This is a genomic window from Actinophytocola sp., assembly GCF_035762905.1.
Lineage (GTDB): Bacteria > Actinomycetota > Actinomycetes > Mycobacteriales > Pseudonocardiaceae > DASYTH01.
The window spans coordinates 42307-61405 of record NZ_DASUCC010000155.1 but is presented as its reverse complement, the minus strand read 5'-3'; the positions used below and the strand labels follow the sequence as shown (position 1 = coordinate 61405).

Below are 19099 nucleotides of genomic sequence, written 5' to 3'. Positions count from 1 at the left end.
TCGGTGCTGTGTGTCACCCAGACTGCTGGGCGGCGCGCTGGCGCTTCAGGTTGATCGCGACCCGCCAGTTCTTTTCCGCCTCGGCCTTCGCGATCTGCTGGTCGAGGGTCGGCGTGCCCGGTGCCCCGTTCGGGTTGGCGGTCGACGCGCCGGGCAGCGGCGGGGTGGCGTCGGTCTTCCACTCGGGGAACTCGGCGACCTTGGCGTCGACCGCGGCCTTGATCGCGGTCCTCACTGCGGTGGCGTCGTTTCCGTCCACGTCGGCCAGTGCGCCCCGGAGGTCGACCAACTTCACGAAGGTGTCGAGCCGCTCCGGCTTGATCTTCGCGGCGAGCGCGAGCGCCTCCGCCTTGGCGTGATTGGCTTCGTCCCGGGCGGTCTGGGTGATCTGCTGTGCCTGCTCGAGAACCTGCTCGGCGGTCAGCGCGCTGTCACCGTCGGCCGGGGCGCCGCCGAACAGGGCGGCGATCTTCTTGTCCCGCTCGGCCTGCTGCGCCTGCCAGGACTGCTGTGCGCGGGTGAGCCGGTCGTTGATGATCCGATCGAGGTCGGCCTGCGTGAACTTCGCGCCGTCGTCCGCGGGCTTGTCGCCGGCCGGGTCCGCGGGCGGCTGGGCCGGCGGGCCGGCCGCGGGCGGCTGGGGGACGGGCGCAGGCGCGGGGGGCTGCGGCGCACCGTCTGCGGGCGCACCGGTGGCCGGGGGTGTGGGTGCGGTCATGCCCGGCACCCTCGGCCGGGGGTGTCACCTACGCGTTGTCCAGCACGCCGATAGTCATGCCGGTGGCGGCGTCGAAGTTCAAGTAGACCTTGCCGTCCGCCTGCCGGTACTCCGGTCCGAACGGGCCGGCGGCCAGCGCCACCGTGGTGGTGGCGGGGATGGTGACGGCTCGGCCCGGAACGGTCAGCCCGTCGGGTCGGGCGGCGTCGGCCACCGCGACGGTCATGGTGTGCGGGCTGCCATCGGTGGACCGGACGACGACCTCGGCGGTCGCGGTCCAGTCGAACATCATGCCGTTCGGCGACGCGGACGCATCAACGGCGACCATGGTCGGCTGCACACCGGCGCGGCTGCGGGTGGTCTTGGTGATGTTGGTTCGGGCCATGTCGGCGGGCTCCCTCGGGCCGGTTCGGTTACCGGCCCAAGGTCAACCCGCCGTGTCACTTGGGTGGCAGTGCCGCCCGGACGGCGGCGTCCTTCGACTCGAGCAGCTTCCGCAGCGCCACGGTCAGCTCCGGACCCGGCCGCAGCGTGTCGGCGAGGTGGTGCGCCAGGTGGTGGAACGTCTCGGACACCTCCCGCAGCGGGGGAGGCAGTTTTTCGTAGTCGAAGAACTGCAGGATCGCCGATACGGGCGGGGTCTGGGTGAGGTCACTCATGACGGGCAGCGTGAGACCCGGCTGTCACGCCTGGGGTATGCTCTTGGCTACGACCCCGGATGGGGTGTGTGTGACGCGCTAAGATTGATACCTCTGGGCATCTAAGATCGCCAGCATCCTACGAGCTGCAGACCGCGAAAACGTCGAGCCCAGCGACGTTCAGGGCGGAGCGTGCTCGTGCTGGACCCGATCTCGGTCACCATAGTCCTTACAGGCGTGTTCGTGCTGCTAATCATCCGCGCCTTCAGGAAGTCCCCGGACATTCGGGAGTTCCACTGGAAATGGATCGGCCTCACTCTCAAACGTGGCCAGCCGACGGATGATGATCCGCGGCCACGTCTCGAGGAAACGGACGATGACCCGCCTTAGGCGCCGACCGGGCGTTCGCGCTCGCGCCTGCGCAACAGCCCTGACGCTTCGGTGTGCGCGTTGATGCGGGCGCCGACCTCCCGGACGGACGCGTTCACCCGGCGCACGGTCGCCTCGTCGCCGATCTGCTGCGCGGCGGTGCGGCGGCGCTTCAGCTCGCGGGCCTGCCGCTCGAGCGCCCGGAGGTGCTGCTGGGCGCGGTAGCCGTCCGGGTTGGCCACCGGCGCAGGCTTCGCGGTCAGGCCAGGCGTGAACGGGTCGGCGCGGTGGGTGCAGTTCGGATGCCACAGCCCGCCCGCGCGCGCGTCCGCGACCGCGTGCTCGACCGTGCGCCCGTCAACCACCGTGCCGACCGAGCGCCCGGAGATGGACAGCACGGAGCGCTCCCACGGCCGGCAGTTCTCGCACTCCCTCGCCGAGTCACTGATGATCACGAGGTCTCGGCCGTCGGCGACCATCGTGTCCAACTGGCCCTGAACCGCGGTCTGGGCGGCGATGGTCCGGCCGGCCATCCGGGCGTAGGTGTCCAGATGCCACGCCCGGCCGTCGGCCGCGGGGAACCGGTCCACGCCGGCGGCGAGCAGCCGGTCGACGGTGCGGGCGATCGCCTCCCGCCGGGTGATCGTCCCGGTCTGCATGTCCAACTCCACCGCGGTCACGGTGCGCCGGTACAGGTCCAGGTGCGACGCGACCACCGGCACGTGCGCGCCCTGCAGATGGGTTACCAGCCGCACGGCGAGCTGCTGCACCACCTCGGGCCGGGTCGAGATCGTCGCCTCCCGCATCGTGGCGGCCGCGCGCTCCCCGATCCCGTAAGCCTCGCCGAGCGCCTTCACCACCAGTTCGGGCGCGGACAGGTCGAGCCGGGCCATGATCGCGTTCAGCTCGTCGCGGACCGCCAGCGTTTCGCGGGTCTTCTCCACCGCCCAACCCTCTGAGGTGATCCCGCGGGCGAGCCTGCGCGCGACCGCGGCAAGCATCCGCTCGGACGCCGCGTCCCACACGTCCAACAGGGTTTTCAGCACGACCGCAGCGTCGGCCGGGTTGACGCCGTTCACTCTCGACCATCCAAAGCGTGATGCACGATCATCCACGCGTCGCCGCCGCTGGCGGCCTGCCCTAGGAACTCAACCCGCGGTAGGCAAGCACAGCCGTCTCCCGGCTCATGCCCGATCACATCACCAACCGGGGTGACTTCTGAACCGAGTGGTGTTGCTGCAGCAAGCCAGCCAGCCACGGCTACCTGCCGGGTACGGGTGGGCCTGCGGGTGGCTTTGGCGCGGCGCCAGGCACGGGTGGCGGCGCCGGCTCGTCCTCGCCGACCTTGATCGTGACCGGAGTAGCGCGAGGAATCATCCGCACCGACCCGCCCCACGCCTGCCGGGCGGCTTCCTGCGGATCCACACCGGACCGGATCAGCGTGCCGAACACGTTGGCCTGCTCCGGAGTGATCGTGCCCGGCACCTGGCCGTCGTCGTCCGGCTCGGGCTGGTCCGGCTCGAACCCGGTCGGGGCCGGCGCCACCATGGCCGCCTGCTCGGCCAGAATCCGCCCGACCTCCTCGTCGACCTGCTTGTCGTCCCACTCGGGGTGGGCCGCGCGCACCGCCATCTCCACTGACATGGCCAGCGCACTGCGAAGGATCTGGATGGTCTCGGCGGTTTCCTTCGGGTCCGCCGCATCCGCCGCCCACTTCAAGGTGGGCTGCCGGGTCGGGCGGGGCCCGCCGCCGAACTCGGTGCTTGCGCCGATCAACATCAGGGTCTCGGCGAGCCGCTCCAATCCGCGCCGGCCGTAGCGGCGTTTCCGGTCACGGGTGCGGATCGACCGGATCTCCCGCAGGCGGCGCGCCGTGCCGGAGGTGGCGCCGTCCACGTCCATACCCATGGTCTGCGGGGCGTAGCCGGCGCGGCTGGTGATCTGCTCGACCAGCGCCATCGCGGTGTCGAAGTGTTCCTTGACCCGGATCGCGAACTGGTTCAGCGTGATCGGGGTTTGCTTACCCTGGTCCTCGGCGGGGGTGTCGAGCGGCACGAACGCCTCGGCGTCCACGTCGAACGCCGCGGCCGGGTTGGTGTTCTCCTGCCGGCCGCCGAACAGACCCCGCCATCCGCCGGCGCTGGATGGGCGTACCGAGGTCAGCATCTCGCGAGACAGCAGGATGCGGCCCTTGCCAAGCCTGATGTCCCGCATCCACGAGTCCCAGGTCTCGTCCAACGCGTCGAGCAGCGTCTCGACTCCTTGGATGTCGGCCCGACCCAACGGCAGCGGGTCGAGCGGCTGCGGCAGGTCGTTCGGGATGTACTCGACCAGGATCCCGTCCCGAATACCCCGCGTGTCGACCACGCCGGCGAGACCCTCGGTCATCGGGTGCTCGTCCAGGGGACGCGGCGACCCCACCGAGGTGGCCGTGCCCAGCCACAGCTCTTGCCGGATCTGGCCGGGTTCGTGGTGCTCCAACCACCGCCACACTTCGCCAGCGCCGCGCTGACTCCACGCGTCGGGCGCGTCCAGGTAGGTCACGAAGGTGACGCTCGACAACCGGCCGAACCGGAACGTGGGCAGCGCCTCGTCCGCTCGCACCGCGGTCAGCAGCGGGTGGTTCGCGGTCTTGTTGTCCCATGCTGGCCGCAGGTACACGCCACCCAACGCGGCAGCGACCTCGAACGCCTCGAGCAGGATGTTCGCCCACCCAATGTCTTGGGCGAGGTCATCCCAAGCCTTCTGCAGCGCGTCGCCTTCCCAGTCGATCGCCGGGGTGTCGCCCGCGACGAGTTCGGCGCTGGTGCGGGCGATGTCCCCGGCGAGCGGCAGGTGGTAGACGGTGCCGCCCTTGACCCGGCGCCGATCCCAGTAGCCGCCGGGCGCGGTGCACCCGGTGGAGGTCTTGAGCATGTCCAGGTCCCCGGACCACCACGCAGCCCATGACAGCCACCGGTTGCGCATCCGCCAGTGGCCAGGCGGCGGCCACTGGGATCCGGGCTCGATCAGCACACCCGCGACCATCGCCGCCGGGTGTCACTACCCGGCGCAACGTAACACCCACTTCACGCGTCCCGATGTGCAGCAAGACCACCAGACCAGGAGTGCGCCATGCCGACGTTCACGTTGACGCCACAGACCTTCGCCCGGCTCGTCGCCGGCGCGCTGATCGTGATCGGCCTGCTCGTCCTCTCCCAGAAGTCGACAGTGACCGCGCCGCGGCTGTTCGCTACCGGGCTGACCGAGACGGTGGACTGCGGCCGGGCGATCTCCCCCACCACAATGGACGACCCGGACCGGCAGGAAGCCTGCGCCGACAAGCACCGGCCCAAGCAGATCCCCGGCTGGATCATGCTTGGGCTCGGCGTGCTAGTGCTCGGCGGCACGCTGCTGGTGCGCTGGCCGACCCGACCAGTCCCCGCCGAGACCTCAGAGTCCGTCGAGTAGCTTTCGACCCAATGGACGCGACAACAGCAGCCCTGATCGGCGTGGGAGCAGGTGCGCTGATCGGATTCTTCGGAACAATAGCTGCCCCAATATTAGCCGCCCGAATGGCTCGAAAGGCCAGGCGCCGAGATTTAATGCTCGAGGCTTACGAAAACGGCCTCGGCAGTTTCCTGCGGCTGCAGGTGGCTAGCGATGACGAACACCGTGACGCGGTCGGCGCGGTGTTAGAGTCAGAAGCAAGCGTCCGGTTAGCCGGGACACCAGAGGCCGTTGAACGGTTCGCGGATCTCGCAAGACTCGCAGTGCGCCCCGGAGGCCCAATTGGCCCCCCGCTTTCCGCCTTTACCAATCAAGCCAGGCTTGACGTCGGAACTGACAGCAAGGCACGTCAGCGTTTGCGTCGATTGCGCCAAATCTATCGAGGCTAACCCAGTCACCCGGAGTCGACTCCGGGCAGAGGGGCCAGGGCTGCCACCGAAGCGTCGCCGACGCCCGCGCCAGCTGCGTTCATGCGCAACTACGCCGCGCTCGCCGCGAGCTCGGGGAGCCACGCCCGCCACACCTGCCGGGCCGCCATCACCCCGTACCGGGTCATGTCGGGGCCGTGGTCGTTCTCCTTGACCGGCTTCTCTTCGCCGCGTTCGAGCGCCGTGTCGTCCCACACGTACCCGCAGAGCTGGTCCCACAGCACCGGGCACGCCTCGTTGTCGACGGCGAGCCGGCCGCCGGCGAACAGGCTCGCGGTGGCCTGCAACCCCACGTCGACCCGGTTGTCCGCACCGCGCAGACCAGGCCAGCCGTCGGCGCGCATCTGGGCGCGCAGCGGCGCGGCCGACGGGTCCAGCACGGTGACGGGGGTCAGGCCGGTGTCGGCGAGCAGCGGGTCGGCCCAGTCGCGGAGCCGGGCCGACTGCTGCGCCGTGGTGAGCTGACCCTTGGCTCGGCCGTCGTGCTCCCACTCGGCCACCATGTGCAGCCGATCCGGCGCGACGATCCGGTCGCCCTCGACCTGCTGGTCGGTGAGCACCAGTAGCCCGGCGTGCGTCGGGTTCGACGTTCCGAAGTCGACGGTGATCCACGCGGCCCGCCACAGGTCTTTCGGCGGCGCCTTCGCGCAGTGCTTGCGCTCGTCGAGCATGTCGTAGATCGCGCCCTCGGCCGCCACCCACAACCCTTGGATGTACCGCTTGAACCACAGGCCGGTGAACTCGCTGGAGACCTGCCGCTTGTACTCGTCGGTGAGGCTCGGGTTGTCGGCCAGCACGAAGTGGAACGACACGAAGTCCAGTTCGGCGGCGCGCAGCAGATACTTCTTCCGGAACCAGTGCGACGGCCCGTCCGGGTTGGTGGTGCCGAACAGCTTCGCCCCCGGCACCGACAGCCGGCCGAGTAGCTGGGTGAAGAACGCCTCGGGCAGGACGGTGATCTCGTCCACATAGACCCCGGCCAGAGTCAACCCGCGCAGCACCTTCTCGGCCTTGGCGTCGTTGGCGCCGATGACGTGCACCAGGCGGCCGAGGATCCGGCACGTCGGCGCACCGCGGCTGTAGGAGATCGCGCCGGGGGCGATGTCGGCGATCACGTCGAGCACGTTCCGCGCGACGGTGTCCTTGGTCTTGCCGATGATCGCCAGCGGGCCGAGCGGCGCGGTACGCACATACAGCAGCCAACGCAGGATGCTCGCGATCGTCTTGCCCGACCGGATGCTGCCTTCCCAGATGTTCAGGCGGCGGGTCGAGTCCAGGATGGAGTCCTGCTGCTTGACCGACAGCACAGCGGCTTTCGCCGTGGTGGTGGTCACGGCTGCTCGCCGGCGGCCTGCTGTTCCCGCCGGTGCCGCGCATCCCGCAGTCCGATCTCGAGCGCCTCGAGCAACCCGGACACCTGCCCGGTGCCGGCCTGCTCGGCTTCGAGCCGGGCGAGTTCGACGGCCTTCGAGGTGGCCACGCCGATCGCCGACATGGTGTCCCGCCAGTCCCGGGGGCCTGCCGGGAGCACGGTTTCCTCGACGGACTCGCCAGCGAACTGGCCGCCTTCCTTGACGACGTTGAGGTGCACCACGTCGCCGAACAGCTTCTTGCGCAACGCCTGCGCGTCGTCGAGCAGGTCAAGCTGCAGTTGCGCCCGCTTCGCCGCCGCGGAGGTGCGGGTGACCTCGGTGGCGGCGGCGGTCTGCGCCCGTCCGGCCTGCCAGGCGTCCTTCAGCCCGGCCTGCTCGGCGACCTTCTGCACGGTGGCCACGGAGCAGGAGTGCCGGCCGGCGATCTTCCGGTACGAGCCGTCAGGGGTGCCGGCGGTCGCCTCGATGTCCGCTGCGACCGCCGCGCGCAACTCGTCGCTCATGCCGTGGCCGCGGGGCATACACGGCATGGTCAGATCGAGATGTCACCACGGTGTGGACTATCTGCCTGGGGAACTTGAAACCTTAGCGTCTAGCGATGTCACGCTGGCGCCAACGATCTCTTGTCGACTTGACACCTTGGGATTTTTTTTGAATGCGTGTTGACCTCGCCCGCGCTCACCAGCACGGCGAGTATCGGCCTCACGTGGTAGTCGTGCGCGCCGGCAGTTTTTTCTTTTGGCGATGCGAGTCCCGCGCTAGTCATTGCGGTCACGATGACGACTGTGCACACGATCGATACACTCTGCAGTTGTTTGACACTAGGCTGCCTGCCAGCTTTTCTTTTTGGCGATGCGATCACTGCGGCAATCACCGCCGCCCCGACAGCACCGATCAGGCAACTGCTCTGCCAAAGATTGGGAGTACCCGTAAACCCTGCAGCGACTTGGAACCCAGTAGCGACGCCCATGAACACGCCTACTGCGGCGGCACGGCGTCCGATCTGCACGGTGCACATTGAACCATGCCATCGTTCCTCGCTCAGCGAGGGTCAGAGTGTCACGTCAGCGAGGCCCAACCCAGGCATGAGCGCGTTCAGGTCGACCGGCCCGCCGATCCCCGGGACCTGACCGCGGTTGTAGTACTGGTGCATCTGCGTTCGGCCGGCGAACGTGTAGGTGGTGCGGCCGGCGTACTGCTCGGCGAGCGCCGGATCGAACCCGGGGTTGGCCGGCTTGGAGTACGCCCCGGACCAGTGCCCGACCCACAGGGTGACGTTCAGCGGGATGTCCAGCACCCCGCCGTACCGGGAGTCGAAGAACGACCCGGACGTGTACCAGCGCAGCCGCGGGTCCGGCGCGATCTTCTGGTAGCAGGCGATGAACTCGCGCACCCACTTCGGCCAGTCGACGAGCTCGTCGTCGGTGCCGGTGGGTTCGATGTCGATCGCGGGGATGGGGCAGCCCGGCTGGTCCAGCCCGAGCACCGCCAGCAGCGCCCGAAACAGCAACACCTCGAACTGCGGGCTGTTGCGCACGGGGTTGGCGCGCTGGTAGCCGCCGACCGTCCGGCCGGTGGCGCGCAGACCGGCGATGTTCGCAACGGCCTGCTGGTCGAGGCGGGGCCCGCCGCGGTCGACCCGCCACTCGGCGAGCCGCACCACGCCGAACCGGATGTGCAGCGGGACGGCCAGCCAGTCGGTTTCGCCCTGGTATTCAGACACGTCCAGGCCGCGGATGAGATCTGCCACGAGGGGATAGTCAGCGGATCAATGTCACCGCTACAGATCTCGGATCACTAAGCCATGGCGTTAGGACTGCAACTTGCACCCTTTTTTGAGATTTTTTTGATGATCTTGCGTCGTTAGGCCGACCAGCAGCGCGAAGCCACCGGCAACAGACATCCAGATGAGCTGCCAGAGCGTAGGGAGGGCGGCAAAGCCAGCGACGACCTGAGAGAGGGCAGCGAGACACATCGCCAATGCGACGATGACGCGGCGTCCACGCTGCACATAGGCATCGTGCCATGGTGCTATAGCGCCGGAAATAGAGCGACCTGGTAATCCCGGTTTTCAGTCTGTACCGTGTCGAACATGGGTTCGAGACGGCGGTACCGGCCCCGGCCAGCGATGGACGGGGTGATGGCCTTCGACCGGGCCGGCCAGCCGATCCACCCGGTCGCGTGCCGAAACGGTCACCCGCTCGGCGAGTCGGACCGCACCCCGGAGATCGACTGGTTCGAGTACCTGTGCCGGGCGTGCCAGGCGGCCAGCGTCGGGGACTTCTACTTCCGGCTGCAACGCCCGATCGCGCCGCTCACCCACGGTCCGATCTGAGCTGCTGCCGGCGGTCACGATGCGGGCTGGCGGTTGTGGTCGGTTCGTCATCTCCGCGGCGCAGTCGGCGCGGCAAGGCGAGTCTCGCCGCCGGCCGCCACCGGGCGACACGAAGGGCTGCCGCCACTTTTCGCACGTCATCGGCCCCGCCCCTGTCGTAGACGTGCCTGAGGAACCGCAGCAAGAGCCAAAGACTCAGCACGCCGCAGACGGCCACCAACACGCCAGCCACCAGCACAACGGACACGCGACACCCACCTCTCCTTAAGCCGAAGCTGGAGAGTCGGGGGTCAGGGGTCTTCTAAGACAGTTCCGGCGCCGCAGTGTGCGTGTCAAGGACTGGTGAACGACCTGTGGATATGTCAGGGGGCTGTGGATAGATCCGCAACTTTGACCCATGTCGCGCTCCCGTCAGACCATCTCTGAGGTGGATGCTCGGGGTGAGGGCGCGACGCTATGCGAGACAACTTGCGAAACGCTCAAATTGAGACTAAAAGGTGCACACCTGCAGCGGCAGCAGGAGTTGTCCAGCCGGCAGCAGCCGGCGGCCGACCCGCAGCGGCGTGGCCAGCACCAGCGGCACCGCCCACACGTTCCGGGCTCGGGCCTCGGCGCGCCGCTTCTCCCGCCGCAACGCCTCGTACAGCGCGTGCCCTGCCTTGCATTCGACGCACGCACACCCCCACTTCACCCGGCGGGAGTGTGTGCCGTGCTCGGGCGGATCCCCGGGGGGCTCGTACCCGAACCGGGCGGCGACGAGCTTCCGGTCCTGGTAGTCCATGCCGCCCCAGATCCCCCACCGTTCGCGGCGTTCGAGCGCGCCGACCGCGCACTGCAGCCGCACGGGGCACACCGCGCAGATGGTGCGGCAGGCGAGTTCGGCGGCGGCCCGCTGGGCGGGCTTGGCGCCGTCCCCGCCCGGCTGGATGAAGTCCAGTTCGGGGAACAGCTTGCACGCGGCGAGTTCGTGCCAGTCAGGCACCCGTTTGGGCATCCGGGCCAACGCGGCGGTCACAGCGCGGCCCCCGATGCGGCGCGGCGGGCCCGCAGCTCGTCGAGGGTGACGACCACGGCGCCCGGGTATTCACTGCATTCGCAGCGGCCCCGCTTGACGGACCTGACTACCCCATCGACGATCAGGCTCGTCTGGCACGGAAGCTGCTGGGCCAGGTGCCAGGCGTTGATCCGCTTGTGCCGCTCAACAGCCTGGTCGAGGGTTTCGCCTTCGAATCGGCACAGCTCGGGGTGCAGCGCGATCCCGCGGCAGTTCGCGGAGCAGAACCTGCTGTCCAGCCAGGACAGGACCAGAGTTCCGCAGCCGGCCAGGGCGCAGGCGCTCATACGAACATCTGCCCGGCGTAGCGGTACCGCGGCCCGTCGCCGTCGCGGCGGTACAGGTGCCGTTCGGTGACCAGTGGGGCGCAGTTCGGGCAGTGCGGCACCCGCAGGGTCTCGAGCGGCCGGGGAAGGTCAAGGGTGTGGCCGTCGGCCGGGCCGCCCCACAGTTCGACGCGGGTCACGGCAAGTACCGCCCTTCGATCACGTCGTCGCGGTCGCAGAACACGCACACGACGAGCACGTGCAGCAGGACGGACCCGAGCCGGGCGGCGAACAGGTGCACCGCGCTGTCTCGATGGCAGCGGGGGCACGGGTCGGGCCCGGCCTGTTCGGTGGTGATGCTGTCGACGAAGCTGGCCATCACGCACCGTCCAAGGTGGACAGGTCGTCGGGTGCGGTGTTGCCGTGTTTCCGCACCCAGTCGAGCAGGTCGTCGCCGTACTCGTTGCCGTCGGGCAGTTCGGGGCACACGATCGGGTCGTCCATCGGCGCGGACCTCCAAGCGACCACGGCGAGCGCACCGGCGAGACAGGCCAGCAGGAACCAGATCACGCGCCTCACCTCGTTACCTCGATTTCGAGCCATAGCCGCCGGACACCGGGGCCGGGGTGGATGACGGGCATGCGCTTGGTCATGTGCTCGGGGGTGTCGTCCGGCACCAGGTCGAGCCCAACCCAGTCCCGCCGGCGCCCGCGGGCGAGCGCGTCACAGGCGGCTTTGAGGGTGGGGACGAGGTTGTCGGCGTCGCGGCGCCGGTTGTCGCCGGGCTGGTAGTGCAGGGTGACGGTGAGGTGCCGGCCGGCGGGGACGCCGGCGTTCTTCGCGGCCACCATGACGCCGTGGCGGACGAGTGCGACCCGTTCGCGGCGGGACTGCCAGTGCAGCCGCCAGTTGGCGTTGAGCGGTTCGCACACCGCGCTGGCCGGTCCGTGCGCGTGGGGCGGCCGGAGCATCGGCACCTCGATCTGGAACCGGAGCGCCGGCAGGCTGGTGCCCGCGGCCGAGGGGAAGTCGGTCGCGGGCACCAGGTTCTCGGCGGCCGTCACGCGCCGGGCTCCTCGTCGCAGTCGCAGGTTCCTGCGGCGCACTCCGGGAAGACCGCCAAGAAGGCATCGGCGGCGGCTTTCCAGTCGTCGTTCCCCCGCTCGGCCTCCTTGGCGTCCTGCTTGGCGAGCGCGAGAGCGTCGGCGGACTGCTCGGCGCGGTCGCACGCGGCCAGGCCGGCGGCGAACAGTTCGCGCGCCCGATCCGGGCCGAACGACAGCAGCACGTCGCCGTTCTCGTCGTGGACCTCCACGACCGGCCGACCGATCGGGTCGAGGTAGGTGTGGACGGTCCACATCTCGTCGAACTTGACGCCGAGGTGCCACGCGTGGTGGTCGCCGTCTCGGGCGGTCGGCTGGGGCAGATCGACCGTTGCCCGGCTGGGTCGGCGCGGCTGGACGGCGTTGTCCGGGACGGTGCATCGGTGGTCGCGGTCAGCGTCCACGACGTGGCTGCCCATGAACGCCCGGCTGTAGTAGTTGGCATCGAACTCGATGCGCACCTTGTCGCCGTGCTGGTACTCGGTCATGACGTCACCTCGGCGGGCTGGTCGACGAGGCGGTGCAGCAGCTCGACCGGGAACTTCGCGCCGACCTCGACCGGGGTGTTCGCGGCGAGCAGGTCGGTTTCGCCCGGGTCGGTGATCACGACCACGCGAACCTCGGTGCCGTCGACCATGCGGCCGGTCAACCTCAGGTGCGCTCGGCGGTCTTCGTCGTTGGCCGCGGTGACCTCGATCGGCAGGGCCTCGGCGAGGGTGTGGGCCCACTGGGCGAGCGTGGCGAGGTCGCTCCTGTCGGCGCGGTGGAACGGGTACGCGACGATCTGCCGGCCGTAGTTGAGCGAGATATTGGCGACGCTGGACTCGATTTGCGGGTACCGGTTCAGGTGACCGAGCAGCGCGGCCAGCCAGGTGCGGGTGTCGAGGTTGCTCATGACAGCCCCCACCAGATGCATAGGCCGATCGCGGCCCAGAGGATCAGGGCGGCGACCAACGTGGTCCAGTGCAGCGCCGGGCGGCGCCGCGGCCGGTAGGGGACGGTGGGCTTGTCGCCGCGCAGTTCGGGCAGCCAGCCGGCCACGTCCCGGTTGGACGCGTTGGTGCCGTCCAGGTCGATGGTCGACGCCGGGTCGCAGATGCCGTGGTGCCGGTGGTGGATGCCGCACCAGGCGTGGTAGCTGAGGTCCGGGTCGCCCATCACGCTGCCGCCTTCCGGTTGATGCGGCGGGACACGCGGGCCGTGCGGTTCTTGGCGCGGCGGCGGCGCACGGTCGCGGCCGGCACGGTGCCGCTGTAGACGTGCTTCTCGCGGCCGGGAGCGCCGAGTCCGAACAGGACGGACACGCCGTAGGTGGACTGCTGGTGGTTGAGCTTCGGCGTGGTCTCGGCGACGAGCTCGGCGACGGTGCGCCGGGCCTTGCGGCGGGCGTCGGTCTTCGCGGTGTACGGGGCGAGCGCCTCGTCGAGCGGGACCGGCACCTCGTAGTCGGCCACGGCGTCCTGGCACATGGCGTGGTCGTGCTCCTGGTCGCCGGGGAAGGCGCATGTGCGCGTGTCGACGGGCCCCCGGTTCTGCTCGTCGTCGGCGTTGGGGATGCCGGCGAACGGGTCGCCGTTGTCGCTCGGGTGGGCGAGCGTCACGCCGCTGGCCGGGCGGCTGGTTCGGGTGGTGGTGGTCATCTCGTCTCCTCGTGTCACCTGACTCGATGGTGCTCCCACGGTAGCAACGTTCGTGCATGCACGCAACAACTATGGCGTAGAAACACCCGCGGCCTTCCGCGCCCGCACCTCCCGGCACTCATGCGCCAACCGCTTCACCAACGGCCGACCACCCGGCCCGGTGCACGGCGCCCCCGGCCGGGCCCCGCACGGCTGCCACTCGCACGGCTCCGCCAACACCGCCCGCCGCCAGCCCGCCTCACCCTCCGCCGCGTCCGGATCCAGACCCTTCGACGAGGCGAGCGCGGCCACCACCGCATCCACGCCGCGGTGGATCCGGTCCGGATCGAACTCCCCCGCCGGCCGCCGCGCTTCGGCGAGCTGCTCGTGCCGACGCCGATCCCGCCACCACCCGGCGATGTCCGCCGGCGAGATGCTGTCGCGGGTCTCCCGGTAGCGCTCCGACCGGTACCACTCGACGATCGCCTGCTGCGCCGCCCAAAACGGCACCCGCTGCAGCATCGCCCACCACATCCGCAGCACCACCTCGTCCGGCTGCGGCATCCGCTGGTCCGTCGCCGCCGCCATGCCGAGCACCTGGGCGCACTGCTGCGCCGTCATCGGCTCCAACCGGTCCAGCTCGTTCACGCCGACCGACCACCCTCGATCAGCCGCAACCCACCGCCGCCAGCGTCGATCTCGGCCTGCACACGCTCCCCCAACTCGGCCCACGCCCGCGCCTTCCCACCCATCCCCGAACGTGCGCCATCGTGCGCCCGACCGGGAGGACGTACGTGTTCGCGTTCGTTCGCGTTTCGGCTCTTGACCACATCAGCGACGAGGCTGGGCAGCACCTTGGGGCCGATGCCGGTGCGGCTGGCCCAGAGCTGCAGGGCTTCGCGGATGGTGGGTTCGTCGAACTCGCGGAGCAGGCTCGCGGTCTCGATGGCGAGGGCGGTGCGGACGGCGCTGCCGAGTTCGATCGGGATCACCGAGGCGACGAGGTGCTTCGCGTCGACCGAGCGGGGTCCGGTGATGCCGGGTCCGGGTGCGGGCTGGTCGTCGGGTTCGTCGTTTTCGCGCGTGCTGGTAGTTGCTGCTCTGGTGTCAAGGTGAGTATCTGTATATGGGAGGGGAGGGGTAGAGCGGACTCCCTCCGGGAGTCCCTCGGGGACACTGCCGGGACTCCCTTGGGGACTACGGGCTGTGGCCTGCTGCTTTCCGGATTTCGCGTCTCGGGCTCGGGCCTTCTTGTCGGCCTCGGTGCGGCGCCTTTCGAGGACCTTTTCTCGGGTCGGATTTCTGCCGGGGTCGTTCCACTCGTGGAAGCGGTAGCCACCTTCGACGGCGTGCCACAGCCCGGCGGTGACGAGCCGCTTGGCCTGCGCGGGCGATCCGAGCACGGCGGCGATGTCGTCGGGCACGTACCCGTCGGTGAGCTGTTGAGCGGACCAGGAGCCGGCGCGGGTCCACAGTCCGATGGCGGCGTTGCCGGCTTTGATCGCCTTGCGGTGGAAGGCGAACCCGTCGTCGACAGGGAAGAACGGCATCAGGCGGTCCCTTCGAGCGCTTCGACGACGGCCCGGATCAACCACTCGGCGGCCGGCGGGGTGACGGCGTTGCCGAGCTGCTTGACCTGCTCTCGTTTGGACCCGGTGATCTGGTAGCCGGGGGTGAACGCCATGGCCGCTTGGATCTCCGGGACGGTGAGCATCCGGAAGGTGCAGTCCTCGACTTCGGGCGGCTCGGCCGGCCAGCCGACGAGGGACTGATGCCCGGCGGTGGTGATCGTGCGGGCCGGCTCGCAGGCCGGCGTGCACAGGTATCCGGGGTCGCCTACCGGCGTGCTGTTGTGCCGCACCAGCATGTGATGGTTGCCCTGCGCGCACACCGCGGCGAGCGGCTCCCGGACGGTGCGCGCGGTGGATCCGCCGCCCCGTAGCTCGGCGATGAACGCCACGCCGGCCCGGTCCACGGTGGTGAGCGTCGGCAACGGCTCGGTGTCGGGCTGCGCACGCCCGGTGCGGTAGTAGGGCACGACGAGCGCGGTTTCGTGCCGGGCGGTCTGGGTTCGCATCGGCTCAGCCGTCGGGGCGGCGCGCAGCCCGTCGCGTCCCTCGACCGGGACAAGCAGGGCTTCGTTCTCGGTAGTGGTGCGGGTCCGGAACGGGTCGGTGACCGGGGCGGCGGTGTCGTTGCGGGTGCCGCCGGCCGGGACGAGCAGCGGCGGGCACGCGAGCGCGCGGGTCGCCGTCGTGGTCAGGGTCGGGGTTGGACCGTCGACCGGCCAGCACCGGACACCGGGCCGGCGTTCGAAGGTGTTCCCGGCGGCTTCGAGGGTGACCGGCTGGGCGTAGCGCGCCAAGCCGGCTCGGATCCGGGCGAGGGTCTTGTCGGACAACGGCTTGTCGCGGTCGCCGATCCGTTCGCCGGGCGTGTCCCAGTCGATCGCCGACGCGGCCGGCAGGGCGTAGGGCTCCACGTCGGCGTGGCAGCGTGGGGTCGGGCACCGGTAGACGTACTGCGCTCGGTACCGGCCCCACCGGGCGAGCGGCCACGTCTTGCCGCGGGGCTTGAACACCTGCACCGCCCGCACTTCCCGGTCGCACGACGGGCACCAGGCCAGCGGCCGAATGTCGAGGTTCGGCGCCCGGTTTCCCCTGCGCCAGAACACCACGTACATCCGGTCACGGCTCTGCGGAGCACGGGGCGCGTTGATCGCCGGGGCGTGCATCGAGTTGAGGAACACCACCTGGTGGTGGTAGCCGTAGGCGTCCATGGCCATGAGCCACGCGGCGAACGCCGGCCACATCGCCGCGTCGACCACGTTCTCGACGATGATCGCGTCATAGCGGTGGACCTCGGCGAACCGCGGCACATCCCACATGGTTGCCCGGGATCGCTCGGCGACGTGATCGGGAACGGGTTCGCCGAACAGGTCGCCGTCGGGCGCGGCGGTCCGCTTGCGGCCCTTGGCAACCGAGTGGTTGGTGCATTCCGGGCTGGCCCACAGGATGTTGGTGCGCCGGTAGCGGCGGGGCTCCACTTGGGAGATGTCGGCGCAGTCGTGGCGGCAGTCGGGGAAGTTCAGGGCGTGCGTCTCGATCGCGCGCGGGCTGTGGTTGGCCGCAAGGTACAGCTCGACGCCGGGCACGGCGGTCGCGCCGAGCCCGGAGCCGCCGGCGCCGCAGAACAGGTCCGTGACGGTGATCATGCTGCGACGCTCCGGTTTCTGTTGCGCGCGCGGGCGCGTTCGACGGTTCGTTTGTGGACGCCGAGTCGCTCGGCGATCGCCACACCGGTGTGGCCGGCCCGGGTGTATTGCTCGACGATGCTGTCGAAGTCGGGTTCGAGCCGGCGCGGATTGCGGCGCTGCCCGTTCAGGGTTCGTTGTGCTTCGCCGCGCCGGATCTTGCGGCGTTCGTTGGCGGAGGTGCCGCCCCAGACGCCGTAGTATTCGGGCCGGGCGAGGGCTTCGGCGAGGCAGTCGGCGCGGACCGGGCAGGGTTGGCAGATGCGTTTGGCTGCGGTGACTCCGACGTTTCTGGTGTGGTAGAACCGTTCGGATCCCATGTCGCGGCAGGCCGCGTCTTCTCTCCAGTTCATGCCGCGACCCCGGCTTTCTTGGCGGCGCGGATGCGGCGTGCGGCTGGTCGGCTGCGTTCGCGTTTGAGGGCGTCGCTGATGGTTTGGGTGTCGCTGTCGACCCATAGGGCGATGTCGGCGGGTTGCCAGCCGCGGTCTTTGAGGATGCGGGCGACCCGTTCCTGTTCGTGTGGTTCGAGGCTGTCGATGGGGAGGTGTCCGGCGACGCACATTTCGACGCCGAGCGGGTTGCAGGGGGGCGGCTCGGTGGGGATGAGGTCGGCGGGTCCGCCGTCGAGTTGTTCGGTCCAGCCGAGCAGTTCGGAGAGCCGCCGGTCGGGGTTGATCATGGCGGCGAGCACGACGGGCAGCGCGATGTCGACCGACCAGCCGTCGGGGACGGGTAGGTGGTGGATGGCGGTAAGGGTGTCGACGGTGGCGTTGGGTCCGTCGGTGTGGACGGCGCCGACGAGCCGCAGGCAGAGGGCGGCGAGGGCTTCACAGTATTGCTCTCGGGTCATGGTGGTTCCTTGCGTGTGTGGGTCGGGCCGCGTCCCGCCGGTGGTTCTGGGGCGCGGCCCGTGCACGTGGGTGATGGTGTGGTGGTGGTGTCAGGTGACGCCGCAGGTGCTCGCGAGCTGGTCGACGTGACGTTCTACAGTCCTGCCATGAATCGGCAGTGGATGCGGGAGCAACTCGAAGCCTTCAGCGAACTCGTCGACCGCTACCTTCAGACCCGGCGCGCAGAAGGTGGGATCGGCAACAAGGAACTCCGCCAGCAACTTTTTAGAGCCGAGGCGACGACCAAGAAGATCCTGCACCTTCTTGAGCCAACGCTCGCCGAGAACATCGACCTCGGCCCACTGACGGGTCCGGCTTATGCTCGTAACCAGGCCCAGCGCGCATTGGGCATCCTCGACGATATGGATGAATGGGCGACCAACCTCGCGCCCGATTCCCCGACCCTGCGTGCCGACCAGTTCCATCCTTGGGTCTGGACATCCGCCAGCACACTCTGGGACAGCAAGCACTATCGCGCCGCCGTCCACGCGGCCGCTACCGCGATCAATGCATACACACAAACGAAGGTCGGACGGACCGACATCGCCGACACCGAGCTGATGAACGCGGTACTCACCGACAAGCCCAAGCCCGGACAAGTGTTCCTGCAACTGCCCGGTGATCCTAACGACCAAACAATCAAGACCCGCAACAGAGCATTGCGCCCATATGCCGAAGGCTGCTTCGCCGGCATCCGAAATCCCGCCGCCCATCAACATGCGCCCGAATGGGACGAGCAAATGGCCCTCGAATATCTCGCCGCCTTCAGCATCCTCGCCCGCTGGATTGACGGTTGTGTCGTCAAACACGCCACCTGACTTCACGATCGGCAAGGATTCGCTCATCGAGACTCACCCGCCATCGATCCCTGGCGGGCCTCCGGGATGTTGGCGCCACCAACCCACCAACGGTTCCGGGATGCGCGGCGGGTGCGGCGTTCGCTGGCGGTGGGCCGGGAGTCATGCTCGACGATCCGACCGTCCTGCGCCCACACACCCATCACGCTTGACACGAGGTTCGGGTCGTACGGGTCGCCGCCGTGCAGTGCGTTGTGGACGTGGTCGGCGGTGAACGGCGTGCCGAACCTGGCCAGCTCGGCGACCGCGGTTTCGACGCGGCCGCGGTCGTCGCGGAGCACGCTGGTTCCGGCGGCCAAGTTGGCGGCCTGCCCGGCGTGTCGGTCCTCGAACGCGAGGGCGAGTTGGTCAGAGGTCACGGAAGTACACCCCCTGGAACGCGCCGCGGGCCGGGCCGTTGGCGTATCCGAGTTGCCAGGACCAGCCTTCCCAGTCGCCTTCCGAGTGGGGCAGGCAGTGGATCTTGCGGTACCAGCCGGGTCGGGCATTGGCCAGCAAGGTGTGGCACCAGTCGGCCATGGCCTGGATCGCGGCCGGGTCGAGTTCGTAATCGTCCGGTTCGATGCCGGGCCGGGGCGGGGCGACGCCGGCGAGCATGTCGTCGCCTCGATAGTCCTCGTCGAGGTGGGCGACGAGGAGTTCGAGCGCGCGCATCGGGTCCTCGGTGCCGCGCACGAGGATGTCGCCTTCGGACATCCAGGACA

At 69.4% G+C, this 19099-nt stretch carries 31 protein-coding genes; 4 read left to right on the top strand and 27 right to left on the bottom strand.

From position 1 onward, the window contains the following. Window positions 1-13: 13 nt before the first annotated feature. The 3 genes from VFV67_RS34105 to VFV67_RS34095 are packed head-to-tail and all read right to left on the bottom strand — an operon-like array spanning window position 14 to window position 1377. Window positions 14-718: a hypothetical protein gene (locus tag VFV67_RS34105; protein ID WP_326474846.1), complete on the bottom strand. Its 705-nt coding sequence runs from the start codon at window positions 716-718 to the stop codon at window positions 14-16. 28 nt (window positions 719-746) lie between these two features. Next, a complete protein-coding gene (locus VFV67_RS34100) occupies window positions 747-1103 on the bottom strand; it encodes a hypothetical protein (protein ID WP_326474845.1) in 357 nt (118 codons plus the stop codon). Window positions 1104-1158: 55 nt separating this feature from the next. Beyond that, complete coding sequence (locus tag VFV67_RS34095; RefSeq protein ID WP_326474844.1) at window positions 1159-1377, bottom strand: hypothetical protein; 219 nt, start codon at window positions 1375-1377, stop codon at window positions 1159-1161. Between the two features lie 177 nt (window positions 1378-1554). Here VFV67_RS34095 and VFV67_RS34090 point away from each other — a divergent pair, with 177 nt between their 5' ends. Beyond that, window positions 1555-1746 (top strand): hypothetical protein, encoded by a 192-nt coding sequence (locus tag VFV67_RS34090; RefSeq protein WP_326474843.1) that lies wholly within the window; start codon window positions 1555-1557, stop codon window positions 1744-1746. Here VFV67_RS34090 and VFV67_RS34085 read toward each other — a convergent pair. Continuing rightward, window positions 1743-2771: a phage minor capsid protein gene (locus VFV67_RS34085; protein WP_326474842.1), complete on the bottom strand. Its 1029-nt coding sequence runs from the start codon at window positions 2769-2771 to the stop codon at window positions 1743-1745. The genes VFV67_RS34090 and VFV67_RS34085 overlap by 4 nt on opposite strands. A gap of 214 nt (window positions 2772-2985) precedes the next feature. Beyond that, a complete protein-coding gene (locus tag VFV67_RS34080; protein ID WP_326474841.1) occupies window positions 2986-4641 on the bottom strand; it encodes a phage portal protein in 1656 nt (551 codons plus the stop codon). A gap of 198 nt (window positions 4642-4839) precedes the next feature. On the opposite strand from VFV67_RS34080, the gene VFV67_RS34075 reads away from it, so the two are divergent. After that, window positions 4840-5175, top strand: a complete 336-nt coding sequence (locus VFV67_RS34075) for a hypothetical protein (protein ID WP_326474840.1) — start codon at window positions 4840-4842, stop codon at window positions 5173-5175. Window positions 5176-5692: 517 nt separating this feature from the next. Here VFV67_RS34075 and VFV67_RS34070 read toward each other — a convergent pair. From VFV67_RS34070 to VFV67_RS34050, 5 genes are all read right to left on the bottom strand, one after another. Next, window positions 5693-6976: a PBSX family phage terminase large subunit gene (locus VFV67_RS34070; protein ID WP_326474839.1), complete on the bottom strand. Its 1284-nt coding sequence runs from the start codon at window positions 6974-6976 to the stop codon at window positions 5693-5695. Next, window positions 6973-7536: a hypothetical protein gene (locus VFV67_RS34065; protein ID WP_326474838.1), complete on the bottom strand. Its 564-nt coding sequence runs from the start codon at window positions 7534-7536 to the stop codon at window positions 6973-6975. The genes VFV67_RS34070 and VFV67_RS34065 overlap by 4 nt, the downstream gene beginning before the upstream one ends. 80 nt (window positions 7537-7616) lie before the next feature. Then, a complete protein-coding gene (locus VFV67_RS34060) occupies window positions 7617-8024 on the bottom strand; it encodes a hypothetical protein (protein WP_326474837.1) in 408 nt (135 codons plus the stop codon). A gap of 42 nt (window positions 8025-8066) precedes the next feature. After that, complete coding sequence (locus tag VFV67_RS34055; protein ID WP_326474836.1) at window positions 8067-8765, bottom strand: GH25 family lysozyme; 699 nt, start codon at window positions 8763-8765, stop codon at window positions 8067-8069. A gap of 60 nt (window positions 8766-8825) precedes the next feature. Further along, window positions 8826-9026 carry a hypothetical protein gene (locus VFV67_RS34050; RefSeq protein ID WP_326474835.1) on the bottom strand — a complete coding sequence of 67 codons (201 nt, stop codon included), beginning with the start codon at window positions 9024-9026 and terminating at the stop codon, window positions 8826-8828. 81 nt (window positions 9027-9107) lie between these two features. Between VFV67_RS34050 and VFV67_RS34045 the strand changes: the two genes are divergently transcribed. Continuing rightward, the gene (locus VFV67_RS34045) at window positions 9108-9350 is read left to right on the top strand and encodes a hypothetical protein (protein ID WP_326474834.1); all 243 of its coding nucleotides are present in this window, start codon (window positions 9108-9110) and stop codon (window positions 9348-9350) included. Window positions 9351-9840: 490 nt separating this feature from the next. On the opposite strand, the gene VFV67_RS34040 is transcribed toward VFV67_RS34045, so the two are convergent. The 15 genes from VFV67_RS34040 to VFV67_RS33970 form a co-directional block, all read right to left on the bottom strand. Then, window positions 9841-10332: a WhiB family transcriptional regulator gene (locus tag VFV67_RS34040; protein WP_326474833.1), complete on the bottom strand. Its 492-nt coding sequence runs from the start codon at window positions 10330-10332 to the stop codon at window positions 9841-9843. A 29-nt stretch (window positions 10333-10361) separates the two neighbouring features. After that, window positions 10362-10691, bottom strand: coding sequence for a hypothetical protein (locus VFV67_RS34035; protein ID WP_326474832.1), 330 nt, complete (start codon window positions 10689-10691; stop codon window positions 10362-10364). Beyond that, window positions 10688-10870: a hypothetical protein gene (locus VFV67_RS34030; RefSeq protein ID WP_326474831.1), complete on the bottom strand. Its 183-nt coding sequence runs from the start codon at window positions 10868-10870 to the stop codon at window positions 10688-10690. The genes VFV67_RS34035 and VFV67_RS34030 overlap by 4 nt, the downstream gene beginning before the upstream one ends. Further along, the gene (locus VFV67_RS34025; RefSeq protein WP_326474830.1) at window positions 10867-11049 is read right to left on the bottom strand and encodes a hypothetical protein; all 183 of its coding nucleotides are present in this window, start codon (window positions 11047-11049) and stop codon (window positions 10867-10869) included. The genes VFV67_RS34030 and VFV67_RS34025 overlap by 4 nt, the downstream gene beginning before the upstream one ends. Next, complete coding sequence (locus VFV67_RS34020) at window positions 11049-11240, bottom strand: hypothetical protein (RefSeq protein WP_326474829.1); 192 nt, start codon at window positions 11238-11240, stop codon at window positions 11049-11051. The genes VFV67_RS34025 and VFV67_RS34020 overlap by 1 nt, the downstream gene beginning before the upstream one ends. A gap of 5 nt (window positions 11241-11245) precedes the next feature. After that, the gene (locus VFV67_RS34015; RefSeq protein WP_326474828.1) at window positions 11246-11734 is read right to left on the bottom strand and encodes a hypothetical protein; all 489 of its coding nucleotides are present in this window, start codon (window positions 11732-11734) and stop codon (window positions 11246-11248) included. Next, on the bottom strand, window positions 11731-12261 hold the full coding sequence (locus VFV67_RS34010; RefSeq protein ID WP_326474827.1) for a hypothetical protein: 531 nt from the start codon (window positions 12259-12261) through the stop codon (window positions 11731-11733). The genes VFV67_RS34015 and VFV67_RS34010 overlap by 4 nt, the downstream gene beginning before the upstream one ends. Then, entirely contained in the window at window positions 12258-12668 is a 411-nt protein-coding gene (locus tag VFV67_RS34005) for a hypothetical protein (RefSeq protein ID WP_326474826.1), read from the bottom strand. The genes VFV67_RS34010 and VFV67_RS34005 overlap by 4 nt, the downstream gene beginning before the upstream one ends. After that, complete coding sequence (locus tag VFV67_RS34000) at window positions 12665-12931, bottom strand: hypothetical protein (protein WP_326474825.1); 267 nt, start codon at window positions 12929-12931, stop codon at window positions 12665-12667. The genes VFV67_RS34005 and VFV67_RS34000 overlap by 4 nt, the downstream gene beginning before the upstream one ends. Continuing rightward, window positions 12931-13413: a hypothetical protein gene (locus tag VFV67_RS33995; RefSeq protein ID WP_326474824.1), complete on the bottom strand. Its 483-nt coding sequence runs from the start codon at window positions 13411-13413 to the stop codon at window positions 12931-12933. Before VFV67_RS33995 ends, VFV67_RS34000 begins: the two co-directional genes overlap by 1 nt. A 69-nt stretch (window positions 13414-13482) precedes the next feature. Continuing rightward, the gene (locus VFV67_RS33990) at window positions 13483-14040 is read right to left on the bottom strand and encodes a hypothetical protein (protein WP_326474823.1); all 558 of its coding nucleotides are present in this window, start codon (window positions 14038-14040) and stop codon (window positions 13483-13485) included. Continuing rightward, complete coding sequence (locus tag VFV67_RS33985) at window positions 14037-14942, bottom strand: hypothetical protein (protein ID WP_326474822.1); 906 nt, start codon at window positions 14940-14942, stop codon at window positions 14037-14039. Before VFV67_RS33985 ends, VFV67_RS33990 begins: the two co-directional genes overlap by 4 nt. Further along, a complete protein-coding gene (locus VFV67_RS33980) occupies window positions 14942-16606 on the bottom strand; it encodes a DNA cytosine methyltransferase (protein WP_326474821.1) in 1665 nt (554 codons plus the stop codon). The genes VFV67_RS33985 and VFV67_RS33980 overlap by 1 nt, the downstream gene beginning before the upstream one ends. Then, the gene (locus tag VFV67_RS33975; RefSeq protein ID WP_326474820.1) at window positions 16603-16998 is read right to left on the bottom strand and encodes a WhiB family transcriptional regulator; all 396 of its coding nucleotides are present in this window, start codon (window positions 16996-16998) and stop codon (window positions 16603-16605) included. The genes VFV67_RS33980 and VFV67_RS33975 overlap by 4 nt, the downstream gene beginning before the upstream one ends. After that, entirely contained in the window at window positions 16995-17498 is a 504-nt protein-coding gene (locus VFV67_RS33970) for a hypothetical protein (RefSeq protein WP_326474819.1), read from the bottom strand. Before VFV67_RS33970 ends, VFV67_RS33975 begins: the two co-directional genes overlap by 4 nt. Window positions 17499-17558: 60 nt before the next feature. Here VFV67_RS33970 and VFV67_RS33965 point away from each other — a divergent pair, with 60 nt between their 5' ends. Beyond that, window positions 17559-18356: a TIGR02391 family protein gene (locus VFV67_RS33965; RefSeq protein WP_326474818.1), complete on the top strand. Its 798-nt coding sequence runs from the start codon at window positions 17559-17561 to the stop codon at window positions 18354-18356. Between the two features lie 23 nt (window positions 18357-18379). On the opposite strand, the gene VFV67_RS33960 is transcribed toward VFV67_RS33965, so the two are convergent. Next, complete coding sequence (locus VFV67_RS33960) at window positions 18380-18754, bottom strand: hypothetical protein (RefSeq protein ID WP_326474817.1); 375 nt, start codon at window positions 18752-18754, stop codon at window positions 18380-18382. Then, entirely contained in the window at window positions 18744-19091 is a 348-nt protein-coding gene (locus VFV67_RS33955; RefSeq protein ID WP_326474816.1) for a hypothetical protein, read from the bottom strand. Before VFV67_RS33955 ends, VFV67_RS33960 begins: the two co-directional genes overlap by 11 nt. Window positions 19092-19099 lie beyond the last annotated feature (8 nt).